Raw genomic sequence first — 17,983 nt, 5'->3', positions numbered from 1 at the left:
GGCGTAACGGACGTGCGCCCGGAGGTGTCCTCTTTACCTAATGGAATGGTCACGAACCCTCACGGCACGTCCTTGACGTGCACAAGTAAGAGCCGGTTAAGGTCCCGTCCGTTTTTGAACTTCTTATGACCCCGACGTGGGGACGCTGTGATGGCGGAGGGGGCGGGGGCATGCGTGTGTCTCGGGAACGGCGGTGCGGCAGATCGGTGATCGCCGTGATCGCGGCGGCCGTGGTGGCGAGCGTGGTGCCGTCGGCGGGGGTCGGCGGCCAGGCGCATGCGGTGCCCCGCCCGACCCGGGCCGTCGGTACCGGCAAGCACACACCCACGGCCGCGGCGACACCGGCGGCCGCCGCGGAAGCGGCCGCCACGGGCGGATCCGAGGTCGAGATCACCTCGCTGCGCACGGAGTCGAGCGAGGTGTACGCCACCCCCGACGGGCAGTTCGAGGAGGTGCAGCACCTCAAGCCCGTCCGCACCCGGGTCGACGGGCGGTGGAAGGCGCTCGACGACACCCTCGCCCGGCGCTCCGACGGCTCCGTCACCCCGAATGCGGCCGCGGTCGGCCTCGCCTTCTCCGGGGGTGGCAAGGATCCGCTGGTCACGCTCGAACGGGCCGGGCGGAGACTGTCGTTCACCTGGCCGGGCACGCTGCCCACGCCCTCGCTCGACGGGGACACGGCCACCTACCGGGACGTAATGCCCGGCGTGGACCTCAAGCTGCGGTCCGTCACCGACGGCTTCTCCGAGGTGCTGGTCGTCAACACCCCGGAGGCCGCGAAGAACCCCGCCCTCGCCCAGCTGAAGCTCGGCGTCGACTCCCCGGGACTGGACCTGCGGACCTCGGACTCCGGCGGCATCGAGGCCGTCGACGAGAACGCCGGCGGGGTGGTGTTCCAGGCGGGACAGCCGGTGATGTGGGACTCGACTCGGGAGGCGGCTCCGGCCGGGACGGGGGCGGGCGGCGCGTCGACCGCGGTCGCCTCACCCGCTGTCGCATCGCCTGCAACGGCGTCTCCCGCCGCGAAGAGCCTCACGAGCACGGACCGTACGTCGGTCACCACCGTCACGGCGGCCGCCGCGACGGAACCCGCCGCGGAGGCCCCGACGGCCGAGGGGCCCGGCGACGCCGCCAAGGTCGCGCCCATCGGCGTGGCCGTGGCCCCCGACGGCGACAAGCTCGAACTCACCCCGGACCACGCGCTGTTGACCGGCAAGGACACCGCGTTCCCGGTCTACATCGACCCGCAGACGTACACGCCGAAGGCCGGCGAGTGGACGATGGTCTCGCGCTACTGGGCGTCCTCGCCGCAGTGGCGGTTCAACGGTGACTCGGACGCGGGCGTCGGCTACTGCGGCTGGGACTACTGCGCCCCCTTCGATGTGAAGCGGCTGTTCTACAAGTTCCCCACGTCCAAGTTCGCCGGCAAGTCCATCCTGAGCGCGACCTTCGTGGCGCACGAGACCTGGTCCGGCTCCTGCGACGGCCGCTCCGTCCAGCTGTGGCGCACCAAGTCCTTCGACTCCGGCACGACCTGGAACAGCTCCTCCGACAACTGGCTGGACGAACTCGACTCCAGGGACGTCGCCAAGGGCGGCAGCTCCTCCTGCCCCGGCGGTGACGTGGAGTTCGACGCGACGGCGGGCGTGAAGTACGCCTCCTCGCACGACTCGGCGTACACCTCCTTCGGGCTGCGGGCGGCGAACGAGGACGACAAGTACGGCTGGAAGCGGTTCTCCGACGACGCCTACCTGCGCGTCAAGTACAACCAGCCGCCCAAGCAGCTCGCCATGAGCCAGCTGACGATGTCCCCCGGCGGCACCTGCCGGACCCCCGCGAAGAAGGTCTCCGTCCGCTCGCTGCCGCAGATATCGGCGAACGACGTCAAGGACCCCGACGGCGACCAGGTCAGCGTGCAGTTCCAGCTGCTCTGGGACACCGGCAGCGGCCTCAAGGCCCAGTGGACCTCCGCCCGGATGACACCCCGCGCCTCCGGCAAGGACTTCAGCACCACGCTCACCGAGACGCTCTCCAACGGCAAGAAGATCCCCAAGAACACGACGGTGGCCTGGGTCGCCCGGACCTGGGACTACGACGCGGGCACGTACTACAGCGCCTCGCCCTGGTCGTCCTCCGGATCGGCGACGAGCTGCTACTTCGTCTGGGACACCAGCATCCCGGTCGGCCCCACCGTCACCTCGGGCGACTACCCGGCCAAGAACGACGCCGATCCCAACGACCCGGTCTACGACGGCGTGGGCCGCTACGGCACCTTCACGCTCGACACCCCGGACACGGACGTCGTGAAGTACTGGTACGGCGTCAACGAGGACGCGTCCTCCGCCACCGAGGTCACCACCTCCGCCGGCGCGGCCCGTACCGTCAGCTTCCGCCCCACCCGCTCCGGCACCAACTTCCTGGCCGTCCAGGCCGTCGACTCGGCCGGCCGGGTCAGCGAACCCACCACCTACACGTACCGCGTCAAGCAGGGCCAGCCGGTGCGCGCCGAGTGGAAGTTGGACGAACCGGCCACGGCCACCCGGGCCGAGGGCAGCGCCGGCACCCGCACCCTCGACGTCGAGGGCGATCCGACGCTGGGCACCACGGGCAAGAAGGGCACCGCGGTCGACTTCGACGGCGTCGACGACTACCTGGTCTCCGACATCCCGACCGTCGACACCTCGATCAGCTTCTCGGTCTCCGCCTGGGTCAAGCTGGACAAGCTGCCCGACACCGCCGCGGTGATCGCGGCCCAACCGGGCAACAACGCGCCCGGGTTCGAGCTCTACTACTCCAAGACCTACGACCGCTGGGCTTTCAACCAGTACTCGGCGGACACCGCCTCGGCCACCCCGGTGCGCGCGATGCAGGCGGCCGCGGGCGGGGTCAAGGCCGGTGAGTGGGTGCACCTGGTCGGTGTCTACGGGCTCGGTGCCCAGCAGCTGTCCCTCTACGTCAACGGCACGCTCGCCGGTACGACGGCGTACTCCACCCCGTGGGACGCGCGCCGAGGGCTGCAGATCGGCGCGGGTTCCTACAGCGGGGCCCCGGGCAGTTTCTTCCCCGGCACGATCGACGACGTCCGGATGTACGAGAAGCCCCTGTCCGCCACCGAGGTCGGCAACCTCTACAACAGCGGCGACATCGGCAACGGCCGCCCGGCCCGCGCGGTCTTCCCGCTCGACGACCCGGCCACCGACACCGACGGCAACGCCACCACCCGGGTCACCGGCCGCGCGGACGTCAACCCGGCGGTGCTCAGCGGCGGGGCGAAGCTCGGACAAGCGGGCCGCGCCGGTACCGCGCTCAGCCTCGACGGTGTCGACGACTACGCGGCCACCGCGGGACCGCACCTCAACAACCAGCAGAGCTTCTCGGTCGCCGCCTGGGCCAAGCTCTCCAGGACCAAACCCACGCACGGGGCGGTGATCGCGGCCCAGGAGGGCAGCGTGATGCCGGGCTTCGAGCTGTACTACTCGGCGACCTACGGCTGGAGCTTCAACCAGTACTCCTCCGACACCACCAGCGGCACCCCGCTCCGGGCGGCGCAGGGCGATCCGGCGCTGGCCCCCGGCGGTGAGTGGACGTACGTCGTGGGCTCCTACGACGCCGTCTCCGACGACCTGCGCCTGTATGTACAGGGCAAGTGGGTGGCGACCACGAAGGTCAGCGCGCCCTTCTACGCGGGCGGCCCCGTGATGATCGGCGCCAGCCGCTTCAGCGGGACCCCGAGCAGCTTCTTCCCCGGCCAGATCTCGGACGTGCAGCTGTACGACCGGGCGCTGTCCGCCCCCGAGATCGCGGCGATGTTCGACAGCACGGCCACGGTGGAGGGCCGCTGGAAGCTCGACGCGGCCGCCTCGGGCAGCTCGGCCGACGACCTGGTCCGCGAGGACCACACCGCGCACCCGCTCACCCTGGGCAGCGGCGCGGCGATCGACGACACCAGCTTCACCAACATGATCGGCACCGGTGACCTGACACTGGACGGCACCGCGGGCGGCTACGCGGCGACCGCGACCTCACCCGTGGACACCAGCAAGAGCTTCACGGTGTCCGCCTGGGTGACCGCACCCGCCAGGCCGACCAAGGCGGTCACCGTGATGAGCATGGCCGGGACCACCACCAACGGGTTCGCGGTGCGCTACGTCCCGGACGCGAAGGACCCCGCGAACACGGGCCGTTGGCAGCTGGTGATGGCCAACGCGGACAGCGCGAGCGCCACCACGGCCACGGCGGAGCACAGCAACTTCGAGAACAACACGTCCTGGAACCACATCCTGGTCGTCTACGACGCCTTCGCCGGCCGGATGAGCCTCTATGTCGACGGCCAGACCCAGGTCAGGTCCTGCGTCGACAACGACGACGACGGCGTGCCCGACGATCCCGCGTGCACCGAAGAGGTGTCGTGGAACACCGCGGTCCTGCCCTTCGCCGCCACGAAGGGGCTCCAGCTCGGCCGGCTCAAGACCGGCGCGAGCACCTGGGGCGAGTACTGGAGCGGCGCCGTCGACGACGTCTGGGTGCTCCAGGGCGCCGCCACCGACAGCCAGATCGCCGCCCTCGCCGGTGGTGCCGATCTCGACACCACCACCGGGCCCTGACCGCAGGAACGAGGACGAAGCGATCATGATGCGAGCACGGATGACGGCGCGAGGCATACGGGGCCGGGTCGCCCTCCTCGTCCCCGCCGTCCTGGTGGGAGCGATCCTCCAGGTCACGGCCGCGCCGACGGCGGAGGCGACCGGCACACCGCGTGTACCGAGCGCGGAGAGACCGCTGACGGGGCACAGCGTGACACCCCGAGCCCGGACCCGCGACGGCGAGCCGCGGGTCCCGAGGAGCACGCCCAGACACAGCTGGGCCGCGGCGGGTTCGGCGACGGTCACGGTGGCGAAGGGGGCGACGCGGGCCGGAAGCCTGCCGATCTCCCTCCAGGCACCCCGGAAGAAGGCCAGAACCCCCCTCTCCGGCAAGGCGGTCGTCCGCGTCCTCGACCAGCGGACCACCGAGCGCGCCGGGGTCGACGGCCTGCTCTTCTCCGTCACCCCGCAGCAAGGGACGCGGGGCGACACGGTCGGCGTCAGCGTGGACTACGCCAAGTTCGCCCAGGCGTACGGCGGTTCGTACGCGGCCCGGCTCAAGCTCGTACGTCTGCCCCAGTGCGCCGCGACCCGGCCGACCGACAGCAGGTGCACGACCCCGACCCCGGTCGCCTCGCGCAACGACACCGCCGCACAGCAGCTCACCGCCGACGCGACCACCACCACGGCCGCCCCCATGCTGCTCGCCGCCACCTCCGGCGGTTCCAGCGACCACGGCGACTACACGGCCAGCCAGCTCTCCGCCTCCTCGTCCTGGCAGACCGACCTCAACTCCGGTGACTTCTCCTGGTCGTACGACATGCCGGTGCCCGGCGTCCCCGGCGCGTTCGCGCCGAAGGTGACCCTGGCGTACTCCTCGGGCGGCATCGACGGCCGCACCGCCAACACCAACAACCAGTCCTCCTGGGCCGGCGACGGCTTCAGCCTGTGGCCCGGCTCCATCGAGCGCAGCTACAAGTCCTGCGCCGACGACGGGGTGAAGAACGCCGACGGCACCAAGCCGGGTGACGTGTGCTGGGCCTACGACAACGCCACGCTGTCGTTCAACGGCCACTCCGGCGAGCTGATCGCGACCGGCACCAACACCTTCCGGATCAAGGGCGACGACGGCACCAAGGTCGAGCGGGTCTACGGCACCACCGGCGACGTGCGCTCCAACGGCGCCCACAACGACGAGTACTGGCGCGTCACCACCACTGACGGCTCCCAGTACTACTTCGGCTACAACCGGCTACCCGGCTGGACCTCCGGCAGCGCCGAGACCAACTCCGCCTGGAACGTCCCGGTGTTCGGTGACGACGACGGCGAGCCCTGCCACGCCGCCGCGTTCGCCGACTCCTGGTGCCGGCAGGGCTGGCGCTGGAACCTCGACTACGCCGTCGACACCCACGGCAACACCATCGCGTACTACTACAACAAGGAGACCAACTACTACGCGCGCGACCTGAAGCCGGCCGACGAGACGGTCTACGACCGCGGCGGCTCCCTCGACCACATCGACTACGGGCTGCGCAGCACCTCCAACTACTCCGCGAAGGCCCTCGCCAGGGTCCGGTTCACCTCCGCCGAGCGCTGCCTGCCCGAGACCGGGGTGACCTGCGCGGTCGACACGATCGACGACAAGTCGTTCTACTGGTACGACACCCCGTGGGACCTGAACTGCAAGTCCGGCGTGGACTGCACCAAGTCGTACTCACCGAGCTTCTGGACCCGCAAGCGGCTGACCGGGGTCACCACGGAGGTCCTCCAGTCCGACGGGAGCTACAAGCCCGTCGACAACTGGACGCTCGACCACCGCTGGGGCATGGCCGACATCGACTACCAGCTGCTGCTCACCTCGATCCAGCACACCGGCAGGGCCACGACCCCCGAGATCGCCCTGCCCAAGGTCACCTTCGCCTACGACCAGCGCGCCAACCGGCTCGACATCGACGGCGACGACACCTCCCCCTTCATCAAGGAACGCCTGTCGACGATCGACGACGAGTCCGGCGGCGAACTCGCCGTGCAGTACTCGACGGCCGCCTGTGACGCCGCGAACCCGCCGACCCCGCAGACCAACACCACCCGCTGCTTCCCGGTGTACTTCACCAAGTCGGGCGACGCGGACCCGAGCCTCCAGTGGTTCAACAAGTACGTCGTCGACTCCGTCACCCAGGTCGACCGCACCAAGTCCTCGCCGGAGATGGTCACCCGCTACAGCTATCTGGACGGGGCGGCCTGGCACTACGACGACGATGACGGCCTGACCAAGGAGAAGTACAAGACCTGGTCGACCTGGCGCGGTTACGGGCACGTCCGGGTGCAGACCGGCGGCCAGGACCCGGTCGGCATGAAGTCGCAGACCGACCACTGGTTCCTGCGCGGCATGGACGGCGACCGGGCGGCCCCCTCCGGCGGCACCAAGTCGGCCTCCGTCTCCGACGACAACGGCGGCACCATCACCGACGACGACCCGGTGGCCGGCTTCGAGTACAGGACCGAGCAGTACAGCGGGCCCGGCGGGAACGTCCTGGACAAGACGGTCAGCACGCCCTGGCATCACCAGACCGCGTCCCGCGTCCGCGTCTGGGGCATCACCACGGCCAACCTGACCGGCACCGCGTCGACCCGCACCTGGACCTCCCTGGACGACGGGGCGGGCAGCAAGTGGCGTACGACGTACCGGACCAACACCTTCGAGAACACCGCCGGCCGGGTCGTGCAGAGCGACGACTTCGGCGACGAGACCACCTCGAAGGACAACCAGTGCACCCGCACGACCTACGTCGACGACACCACCGACTGGATCCTCACCAAGCCGTCCCGCTCGGAGACGGTCGCGGTCAAGTGCGCCGACACCCCCGACCGCACCAAGGACGTCATCTCCGACGTGCGCTCCGCGTACGACGGCCAGAACTACGGCGTGGCCCCCACCAAGGGCGACGCCACCCGCACCGCCACCCTGCTGAGCCATGACGGCACCACCGGCACCTACCTGGAGGCGACCGCGGGCTTCGACACCTACGGGCGTCAGCTCACCGCCACCGACATCACCGCCACCGTCAAGGCGACCGAGACCACCGCACCCGTGCGCACGGTCCGCACCGACGGCCGTACCACCACCACGGCGTACAACCCCACGACCGGCTTCCCGACCACCTCGACGGTCACCACCCCGCCTGCCACCGCGGGCACCGCGTCCACCGCACAGGTGACCACGACCACCTACGACACCGTGCGCGGCCTGCCGACGAGCGTGCTCGACACCAACAGCAAGCGCACCGACACCACCTACGACGCCCTCGGCCGCACCCTCAAGATCTGGCAGCCCAACCGGGCACAGGCGAGCGACACCCCCAACTACGAGTTCTCCTACACGATCACCGACGGCAAGCCCGCCGCGGTCGGCGCCACCACCCTGTTCGGCACCGGCCGCAAGACGTCGTACACGCTCTACGACGGTTTCCTGCGCGAGCGCCAGACCCAGGCCCCCGGCCCGAGCGGCGGCCGCCTGCTCACCGACACCCTCTACGACGAACGCGGCCTGACCGCCAAGCAGTTCGCCTCGTACTACAACACCGCGGCCGCGTCCCCCGACCTCCTCGTTCCGAACGACGCCCTGGGCGTGGAGACCCAGACCCTGAACACCTACGACGGACTCGGCCGCGTCACCAAGTCCCAGCAGATGGCGGGCAACGGCGACAGCGGCGCGATCCTGGCCACGACGACGACGGCCTACGGCGGCGACCGCGCCACCGTCACCCCGCCCAAGGGCGCCGCCCCCACCACCAGGGTCACGGACGCCCGCGGCAACACCACCGAGCTGTGGCAGTACCACGGCGCCACCCCGACCGGCAGCGCCGACAAGACGGTCTACGAGTACGGCCCGACGGGCAAGCCGACCAAGCTCACCGACCCGGCCGGCAACTCCTGGACCTACCAGTACGACCAGCGCGGCAACCTGACCCAGGTCACCGACCCGGACAAGGGCACCACCACCTCCAAGTACGACGACCGCGGGCAGCTGACCTACACCCTGGACGCCGGTCAGAAGAAGGTCACCCACCTCTACGACGGCCTCGGCCGCGAACTGGAGACCCACGAGGGCGACGCCTCCGGTGCCCTGCTGACCAAGCACGTCTGGGACCCGGCCGGCTTCGAGGGCCAACTTGCCTCCGCCACCCGCTATGTGGGCGGTGCGAGCGGCTCGGCGTACACCACCACCTACAGCCTCTACGACACCCTGTACCGCCCGCACCGCACCACGGTGACCATCCCGAGCTCGGAGAAGGCGCTCGCCGGGTCCTACCAGACGAACATCCAGTACAACGTGGACGGCACCGTCCAGTCGACGAGCTACCCGGCCGCGGGCGGACTCGCCGCCGAGACCGTCACGCCGAGCTACGACGACGTGCTGCGGGTCAAGACCATCGGCGCGAGCGGCGGCGCCACCTACCTCACCGACGCCGTCTACAGCTACACCGGCAAGCCGCTCCAGTACACGTACCAGGCGACCGGCGGGGTCAGGACCAACGTCGACAACACCTACGAGTGGGGCACCCAGCGGCTGCACAACTCCGCGGTGACCCGCGACGGCGTCTCGGGCACCGACAAGTCGGCCACCTACGGCTACGACGAGGCCGGTGACATCACCTCGGTCGCGGACGTCTCCCGGGACGGCACCGACAACCAGTGCTACAGCTACGACTACCTGGGCCGGCTCACCGAGGCCTGGGCGCAGAACACCACCGACTGCGCCGCCACCCCGTCGTCCTCGGTCCTGGGCGGGCCCGCCCCGTACTGGCTGTCGTACACCTACGACCTGGCGGGCAACCGCCTCACCGACACCCGGCACGACCCCACCGGTGACACCGCCAAGGACGTCGCCCGCACCTACACCTACCCGGCGGCGGGCACCGCGCGCCCGCACGGCGTCACCCAGATCGACACCACCGGGCCCTCCGGGGTCTCCCGCAACACCTACGGCTACGACGCCGAGGGCAACACCCACACCCGGACCATCGGCGGCGACCAGCAGATCCTGGACTGGGACGCCGAGGGCCGGCTGACCAAGGTGACCAAGCCCAACGGCAGCGGCGGCACCGCGACCACCTCCTACGTCTACGACGCCGACGGCAACCGGCTGATCACCCGTACCGACGCCGACACCACGCTCTTCCTCGGCACCACCGAGCTCACCCTGGTCAAGGACGCCGCCGCGGCCAAGGCCACCCGCTACTACGACCTCGGCGGCGGCAACCAGGCCGTCCGCACCAGTGACAACAAGCTCTCCTTCCTGTTCGGGGACCAGAACGGCACCTCCCAGCTCGCCGTCGACGCCGCCTCCGGCACCCTCCAGCAGCGCCGCTCCACCCCCTTCGGCACGGCCCGGGGCACGGCACCGGCGAGCTGGCCCGGCGACAAGGGCTACGTGGGCGGCACCGAGGACGCGAGCACCGGCCTGGTCCATCTCGGGGCCCGCGACTACGACCCGGACACCGGCCGCTTCCTCTCCGTCGACCCGGTCCTCGACCCCACCGACCCCCAGCAGCTCAACGCCTACGCCTACTCCAACAGCAGCCCCGTCACCTTCAGCGACCCGACCGGCGAGCATCTCGACTGCGGCGGCTGGGGCTCGGACGTCCCCTGCCCGAAGAACGACCACAACGGCGACGGCGTCCCGGACCACGGCTCCGCCAAGAAGGCCTCGAAGACCACCAGGAGCCCGGGCCTGACCAAGGACCAGAAGAAGAAGATCAAGCAGGTCTACGACTACTTCTTCAACCCCAACCAGTGCTTCGGCAACGCCTTCGACCCCAACCCGAAGTTCGACGTCTGCTACACGCAGGCGGAGATCGACGCCGACAAGCAGCTCGGCAAGGAGATGCTGTCCGCACTGGGCGACATGACCGTCCTGGTGCCCTGGGTGCGCTGCGTCAAGGGCAACGAGGACGAGTGTGACGTGCTCGGCGAGGCGGTCTCGACCTACGACGCCGGAGCGGTCGAGGTGGGCGGTGCCCGCTTCATCCGGGCGCTGACCAGAGACGCCAAGAGGACGTGCAGCTTCACGCCGTCGACCGAGGTGCTCCTCAAGGACGGCAGGACCAGACAGATCGGGAAGATCGAACCCGGCGACGAGGTCGAGGCCGCAGATCCGGCCGACGGAAAGCACCGGGGATCCCGGACCGTGGCGGCCCGGCTGGTCCACCGCGACAAGGATCTGGTCGACATCCGCGTCAGCCACGGCAAGGGCGGCGCGCAGACCCTCCACACCACCTTCAACCACCCCTTCTGGGACGACACCCTGCACGCCTGGGTCGCGGCCGGACGGCTCGTTCCCGGACACACCCTGAACACCGCCACCGACGGGCACGCGGTCGTGGCCGGCGTGGCGGTCCGTCCCGGCGCCGCCGAGATGTACAACCTCACCGTCACCGACCTGCACACGTACTACGTGCTCGTGGGCGGAGTGCCGGTCCTGGTCCACAACGACGACGCGAACCTGTGCAAGCTGCTCGGGATCTCCCAGGTCAAGCTCAACGAACTCGTCGGCAACGCCTATCGTGACCATGTCGCGGACTCCATGCGGCAGCGCGGTCTCTCCGTCGTCACCGACGGCCAGAAGCCGGAGCTGCTGACTTTCGACACCCCGTACGGTGAGCGGAAGTACGACATCGGCCTGCTCGACTCGAACGGCGACGTCACCCACTACGTCGAGACCAAGTCCGGCGGCGCGGGGAAGGACAAGCTTCAGGCGAAGAAGGACGCCTACCTGGAGAAGAAGTACGGCATAAGCGTCACTTATGTCTTTGACGGAGACTGAGATTCGATGGTGAGCAGCAATGGCATTTGAATGCGGCGCCCTGGCGCGCTCGGGAGGCCGTTCTCATCTGGTGGCGCTGGAGGAACTGCTGGCGCACCTGGAGGGTGAGGACGGCGGGGTCTCGCGGGGTGTGGTCAAGGAGGGGGACGGCTGGGCGGCGACGCGGCTGCGGGTCCGGCGTCCGGGGGAGCCGGAGGTGGAGCAGTACCTCCAGGTCAGCGTGGGCGGGGAGATCCTGGAGATCTACCTGGAGGATGCCGCCGAGGTGCTGGGCCCGGAGGAACTGGCGGGACGGGACCTGATGTTGACCACCACGCTCAGCGGCACCACCGACCAGGTGGTCAACGACCGGATCATGGCCTACGTCCGGGAGGAGTGGGACGGCGTCCCCTGGGACGAGACCTCGGGCTTCTCGCCGGGCTAGGCGGGCCGCAGCCAGACCGTCGCCAGGGGTGGCAGTGTCAGCTGGATGCTGGCCGGGCGGCCGTGCCGGCCCTGGGGGTCCGGTTTGATCACGTCCGGGTTGGTGATGTCGCCGCCGCCGTACCGGCCCGCGTCCGTGTTCAGGGACTCCAGCCAGGCCGAGACGTCGTCGGGGGCGCCCAGGCGGTAGGTGTGGCGGGCCACGGGGGAGAGGTTGGAGACCGCGAGGAGGGGGGTGCCCTCGGCGTCGTGGCGGAGGAAGGCGAAGACGTTGTCCTCGGAGGCGTCGCCCGCGATCCACTGGAAGCCGGAGGGGTCGGTGTCGCGTTGCCAGAGGGCGGGGGTGGTGCGGTAGACGGTGTTGAGGTCGCGGACGAGGTCGCGGATGCCTCGGTGGTCGGGTTCGGCGCCGTAGGCGGGGTCGAGGAGCCACCAGTCGGGGCCGTGTGTCTCGGACCATTCGGCGCCTTGGGCGAATTCCTGGCCCATGAAGAGGAGTTGTTTGCCGGGGTGGGCCCACATGAAGGCGAGGTAGGCGCGGAGGTTGGCGCGTTGCTGCCACCAGTCGCCGGGCATTTTCGAGACCAGTGAGCGTTTGCCGTGGACGACTTCGTCGTGGGAGATCGGCAGGACGTAGTTCTCGCTGTAGGCGTAGACCATGGAGAACGTCATCTCGTGGTGGTGGTATTTGCGGTGCACGGGTTCGTGGGCCATGTAGTCCAGCGAGTCGTGCATCCAGCCCATGTTCCACTTCAGCCCGAAACCCAGGCCCCCGAAGCCGCCGGGGCCCATGTGGTGCGTCGCGCGGGTCACGCCGTCCCAGGCCGTCGACTCCTCCGCGATCGTCACCACGCCCGGCACCCGGCGGTAGACCGTCGCGTTCATCTCCTGGAGGAAGCCCACCGCGTCCAGGTTCTCCCGGCCGCCGTGCGCGTTCGGCACCCACTGGCCCGGCTCGCGCGAGTAGTCGAGGTAGAGCATCGAGGCGACCGCGTCGACGCGCAGGCCGTCGATGTGGAACTCCTCGCACCAGTACACGGCGTTGGCGACCAGGAAGTTGCGCACCTCCCGGCGGCCGTAGTCGAACTCCAGCGTCCCCCAGTCGGGATGGGCCGCCCGCAACGGGTCCTCGTGCTCGTACAGGGTGCGCCCGTCGAACTCGGCCAACGCCCAGTCGTCGCGCGGGAAGTGCGCGGGCACCCAGTCCATGAGTACGCCGATCCCTGCCTGGTGGAGGGCGTCGACGAGGTACTTGAAGTCGTCGGGGGTGCCGAGCCGGGCCGTCGGCGCGTAGAAACCGGTGACCTGGTAGCCCCAGGAGCCGCCGAAGGGATGCTCGGCGACCGGCATCAACTCGACGTGGGTGAAGCCCAGGTCCTTGACGTACGCGGGCAGTTGGTCGGCGAGCTGACGGTACGTCAGGCCCGGTCGCCAGGACGGGAGATGGATCTCGTAGACCGAGAAGGGTCCCTCGTGCGCGGGGACGCCCCCGGCCCGGCGGGACAGCCACTCCGCGTCGCCCCACTCGTGGTGCGAGGCGTGGACGACCGAGGACGTGTTCGGCGGGACCTCCGTCCGGCGGGCCAGCGGGTCCGCGCGCAGGGTCTTCGAACCGTCGTGGCGGGTGATCTCGAACTTGTACAGCTCGCCCTCGCCGACCCCCGGCACGAACAGCTCCCAGACGCCGGACGAGCCGAGCGAGCGCATCGCGAACGCCGAACCGTCCCAGAAGTTGAAGGTGCCGGCCACCCGCACACCCCGCGCGTTCGGCGCCCACACCGTGAACCGGGTGCCGGTCACGCCCTGGTGGGTCATCGGCCGGGCGCCCAGCGCCGTCCACAGCTCCTCGTGCCGGCCCTCGCCGATCAGATGCAGGTCGAGATCGCCGAGCGCGGGCAGGAAGGCGTACGCGTCCTCGGTGTCCTGGACCGTCCCCTCGTACGTCACCAGGAGGCGGTAGGCCGGGACCTCGCTCAGCGGGAGCAGACCGGAGAAGAAGCCGTCGCCGTCGTCGTCCAGCTCGGCCCGGAGCGTCCCGGCGACCACGGTCACGGCGAGACCGTACGGCCGGAAGACCCGGAAGGCGACCCCGCCGGGTACGGGATGGGCCCCGAGCACCGAGTGCGGGTCGTGGTGGGTGCCGGAGCGTAGACGCTCGCGGTCGGCGGAGTCCAGGGCGGGGGACACGGGCACCACGGGCTCCGCCAGGGGCGCCTCCGGCGCCGGGACACCGGCCTCCCGCACCTTCGAGGCACCGGCCTTCTTCGCGGCCTCCGCCTTCTTCCCGTCACCCGCCTTCTTGACGCCACTCTTCTTCGTACCATCCTGCTTCGTGCCGTTCTTCTTCGTACCGTCCTTCTTCGCGGCTGCCTTCTTTCCGGCAGCCTTCTTCTTCGGATCCGAACCGCTGGGGGTGGGCGGGGTCACGTGCGGTGCCTCCTCGGCGAAGGTCGGGTCAGATCGGGTCGGTTGTCGCGTACCGCGCCACCGCGGCCATCGGCACCTGGAGCCAGTCCGGCCGGTGCCGGGCCTCGTAGACGACCTCGTAGATCGCCTTGTCCGTCTCGTACGCGCGCAGCAGCACCGGATCGGTCCGCGGGTCGGTGCCGCCGGCCTCGGCGTATCCGGAGCAGTACGCGGCCCGGCACGCCTCGGCCCAGCCCGGTACCGGCAGGTCGGTCGAGTGTGCCGCGTAGTCGAAGGAGCGCAGCATCCCCGCGATGTCCCGGGCGGTCGGCTGCGGCAGCCTGCGTTCGGCGAGCGGCTTGGACGGCTCGCCCTCGAAGTCGATCAGCGACCAGTGCCCGGAGGCCGACCGCAGACACTGCCCGAGGTGCAGATCGCCGTGGATGCGCTGCGCGGTCCAGGTGGAGCCCTCGGCGGCCAGATCGCCGAGCGCGGTGAACGCCGAGTGCAGACCGGGCGCGTACGGCCGCAGCGCCGGCACCGCCTGCACGGCCGCCTCCAGCCGCTCGACCATGCCGTCGACCAGCAGGTGCAGCTGCTGATGGCCGAGCGTCACGGTCGGCAGGGCCCGGGCGAGCGCCGTGTGCACCTCGGCGGTGGCCCGCCCGAGCGCATGGGCCTCGGCACCGAAGTCCTCGCCCTTGGCCAGTTCGCGAAGGGCCAGCTCCCAGCCGTCCGACGCGCCCTGCACGAAGGGCTGGAGCACGCCGAGGGTGTACGGCTCTCCCGCCAGCTCCGCCCGCAGCCACCCCGTCGGCGCGGGCACCCGAGGGCAGCCCTCCCCGGCCAGCGCCAGCGGGAGCTCCAGATCGGGGTTGACGCCGGGCACGATCCGGCGCAGCAGCTTCAGGATGAACGTATCTCCATAGACGATCGACGAGTTGGACTGCTCGGCGGTCATCACCCGGGCCACCAGTCCGTCCCGGATCTCCTGGTGCGGGTCCCGTTCGAAACGCAGCCCGCCGATCCGGGCTCCGGTGCGGATCGCCTCCAGGAGCAGTTCGGCGGGCAGGGGGTCGTGGAGGGCGTCGTACGCGGTACGGCCGGTGAGCGGTCCCTCCTCGACATGGCCGATCAGCGCGGGCGCGAGCCGGGGCGGCAGCGCCTCGCGCACACCTATGAGGAGCTGGTAGCAGTCCCCGGGGTGCGGTGGGGCGCCGACGGTGAGCGGCTGGTGGGCGCGGACCAGCAGGTGGTAGAGGCCGAGCTTGGCCGTGGGCGGCAGCAGTTCGGTGGCCGCCACCAGCGAGAACCCGCTGACCGGGCGCCCCTTGCCCGCGAACCAGCGCTGCCTCGGCAGCCACTCGCGCAGAAGTGGATCAAGTGAGGCGAGGAGGCCGGGACTTGTCGTGGCGGTGCTGGTGACGGCTTCCGACATGGCGTGGCGTCCTTTCCCCGGGCTGGCTGGTCGGGGTGTTACTGATGCGTGCCCCGGGCGGGACGGTGGAAACCGCCCCGCCGCGAGTGCCGGGTGGCTACGCGGTCTCCTTGCGCAGCCGGAACCAGTAGAAGCCGTGTCCGCCGAGCGTCAGCAGGTACGGCAGTTCACCGACGGCCGGGAAGCGGACCCCGCCGAACAGCTCGACCGGGTGCCGCCCGTTGAACGTACTCAGATCCAGCTCCGTCGGCTGTGCGAACCGGGAGAAGTTGTGCACGCACAGCACCAGGTCGTCCTCGTACTCGCGGAGGAAGGCCAGCACCGCCGGGTTGGACGACGGCAGCTCGGTGAAGGACCCCAGTCCGAACGCCGGGTTCTGCTTGCGGATCTCGATCATCCGGCGGGTCCAGTGCAGCAACGACGACGGGGACGCCATCGACGCCTCGACGTTGGTGACCTGGTAGCCGTGGACCGGGTCCATGATGGTCGGCAGGAACAGCCGCCCGGGGTCACAGGACGAGAAGCCCGCGTTGCGGTCGGGTGTCCACTGCATGGGGGTGCGTACGGCGTCGCGGTCGCCGAGCCAGATGTTGTCGCCCATGCCGATCTCGTCGCCGTAGTAGAGGATCGGCGAGCCAGGGAGTGACAGCAGCAGGGCGGTGAAGAGTTCGATCTGGTTGCGGTCGTTGTCGAGGAGGGGGGCGAGGCGGCGGCGGATGCCGATGTTGGCGCGCATCCGTGGGTCCTTGGCGTACTCGGCCCACATGTAGTCGCGTTCCTCGTCGGTGACCATTTCGAGGGTGAGCTCGTCGTGGTTCCTGAGGAAGATGCCCCACTGGCAGTTGGAGGGGATCGCCGGGGTCTTGGCGAGGATCTCGGAGACCGGGTAGCGCGACTCGCGGCGGACGGCCATGAAGATGCGGGGCATGACGGGGAAGTGGAACGCCATGTGGCACTCGTCGCCACCGGACTCGTAGTCGCCGAAGTAGTCGACGACGTCCTCCGGCCACTGGTTGGCCTCCGCCAGGATCACCGTGTCCGGGTAGGAAGCGTCGATCTCCTTGCGGACCCGCTTGAGGAACTCGTGGGTTGCCGGAAGGTTTTCGCAGTTGGTGCCTTCCTGCTGGTACAGGTACGGCACGGCGTCGAGGCGGAAGCCGTCGATGCCCAGGTCCAGCCAGAACCGCAGCGCGGAGACCATCTCCTCCTGGACCGCCGGGTTCTCGTAGTTGAGGTCCGGCTGGTGGGAGAAGAAGCGGTGCCAGTAGTACTGCTTGCGCACCGGGTCGAAGGTCCAGTTGGAGGCCTCGGTGTCGACGAAGATGATCCGCGCGTCCTGGTACTGCTTGTCGTCGTCGGCCCACATGTAGTAGTCGCCGTAGGGGCCGTCGGGGTTGGCGCGGGACTCCTGGAACCACGGGTGCTGGTCGCTGGTGTGGTTCATGACGAAGTCGATGATGACGCGCATGCCGCGTTGGTGGGCGGCGTCGACGAACTCCACGAAGTCGGCGAGGTCGCCGAACTCCGGAAGGACGGCGGTGTAGTCGGAGACGTCGTAACCGCCGTCCCTGAGCGGTGACTTGAAGAACGGCGGCAGCCACAGGCAGTCGATGCCCAGCCACTGGAGGTAGTCCAGCTTGGCGGTGATGCCCTTGAGGTCGCCGACGCCGTCGCCGTTGCTGTCCTGGAAGGACCGGACGAGGACCTCGTAGAAGACGGCCCGCTTGAACCAGTCGGGGTCGCGGTCCTTGGCGGGGGTGTCCTCGAAGGTGTCCGGGACCGGCTCGTTGACGATCATGTTGTGGGTGACCCTCCGATCTGCGGGGTGGACGGTCGCAGGACGGTGAGGATGTGCGCGGGACGAGTGCCCGGTTCGAGACGCACGTAGTTCGCCCTGCCCCAGTGATAGGTCTCGCCGGTGAGCTCGTCGCGCACCGGCACCGACTCGTGCCATTCCAGGCCGAGTTGCGGCATGTCCAACGAGACCGTGGCCTCCTGGGTGTGGTGCGGGTCGAGGTTCACGACCACCAGAACCGTGTTCGAACCGCTCCGCTTCGAGTACGCGATCACCGAGTCCTGGTCCGCGTGATGGAAGTGGAGATCGCGCAGCTGCCGTAGAGCAGGGTTGTCCCGCCGGATGGTGTTGAGCTGGGTGATGAGCGGGGCGAGGGAGTCGTCGGTGTCCCAGTCGCGGGTTTTGAGCTGGTACTTCTCGGAGTCGAGGTATTCCTCGCTGCCCGCGCGCAGGGGGGTGTGCTCGGCGAGTTCGTAGCCGGAGTAGATGCCCCAGGTCGGGGAGAGGGTCGC

The 17,983-nt window shown here is 69.8% G+C and carries 7 protein-coding genes; 3 read left to right on the top strand and 4 right to left on the bottom strand.

The window, feature by feature from the left end:
• The first annotated feature begins 170 nt into the window (after positions 1-170).
• The 3 genes from G3I78_RS45665 to G3I78_RS45655 are packed head-to-tail and all read left to right on the top strand — an operon-like array spanning position 171 to position 11,833.
• Entirely contained in the window at positions 171-4,604 is a 4,434-nt protein-coding gene (locus G3I78_RS45665) for a LamG-like jellyroll fold domain-containing protein (protein WP_164436283.1), read from the top strand.
• Between the two features lie 25 nt (positions 4,605-4,629).
• Entirely contained in the window at positions 4,630-11,409 is a 6,780-nt protein-coding gene (locus tag G3I78_RS53045; RefSeq protein WP_203616433.1) for a polymorphic toxin-type HINT domain-containing protein, read from the top strand.
• A 19-nt stretch (positions 11,410-11,428) separates the two neighbouring features.
• Positions 11,429-11,833, top strand: a complete 405-nt coding sequence (locus G3I78_RS45655) for a hypothetical protein (RefSeq protein WP_164436265.1) — start codon at positions 11,429-11,431, stop codon at positions 11,831-11,833.
• On the opposite strand, the gene glgB is transcribed toward G3I78_RS45655, so the two are convergent.
• The 4 genes from glgB to G3I78_RS45635 form a co-directional block, all read right to left on the bottom strand.
• A complete protein-coding gene (gene glgB / locus G3I78_RS45650; RefSeq protein ID WP_343244013.1) occupies positions 11,830-14,259 on the bottom strand; it encodes a 1,4-alpha-glucan branching enzyme in 2,430 nt (809 codons plus the stop codon). The two genes, G3I78_RS45655 and glgB, sit on opposite strands and share 4 nt — an antisense overlap.
• A gap of 28 nt (positions 14,260-14,287) precedes the next feature.
• Positions 14,288-15,676: a maltokinase gene (locus G3I78_RS45645; RefSeq protein WP_164436263.1), complete on the bottom strand. Its 1,389-nt coding sequence runs from the start codon at positions 15,674-15,676 to the stop codon at positions 14,288-14,290.
• A gap of 97 nt (positions 15,677-15,773) precedes the next feature.
• A complete protein-coding gene (treS, locus tag G3I78_RS45640; protein ID WP_164436261.1) occupies positions 15,774-17,474 on the bottom strand; it encodes a maltose alpha-D-glucosyltransferase in 1,701 nt (566 codons plus the stop codon).
• Positions 17,471-17,983, bottom strand: a 513-nt coding sequence (locus G3I78_RS45635) for an alpha-glucosidase C-terminal domain-containing protein (protein WP_343244012.1), incomplete at its 5' end; no start/stop codon positions are given. The genes treS and G3I78_RS45635, both read right to left, overlap by 4 nt.

The organism is Streptomyces sp. SID13726, assembly GCF_010548375.1.
GTDB lineage: Bacteria > Actinomycetota > Actinomycetes > Streptomycetales > Streptomycetaceae > Streptomyces.
The sequence above is the reverse complement of the archived record's forward strand: the minus strand, read 5'-3'. Positions and strand labels throughout refer to the sequence as shown.

Excerpts from the sequence above, each read along its gene's own strand:
- G3I78_RS45665 (WP_164436283.1), top strand. The coding sequence starts at position 171 with ATGCGTGTGTCTCGGGAACGGCGGTGCGGCAGATCGGTGATCGCCGTG.
- G3I78_RS53045 (WP_203616433.1), top strand. The coding sequence starts at position 4,630 with ATGATGCGAGCACGGATGACGGCGCGAGGCATACGGGGCCGGGTCGCC.
- G3I78_RS45655 (WP_164436265.1), top strand. The coding sequence starts at position 11,429 with ATGGCATTTGAATGCGGCGCCCTGGCGCGCTCGGGAGGCCGTTCTCAT.
- G3I78_RS45645 (WP_164436263.1), bottom strand. The coding sequence starts at position 15,676 with ATGTCGGAAGCCGTCACCAGCACCGCCACGACAAGTCCCGGCCTCCTC.
- treS (WP_164436261.1), bottom strand. The coding sequence starts at position 17,474 with ATGATCGTCAACGAGCCGGTCCCGGACACCTTCGAGGACACCCCCGCC.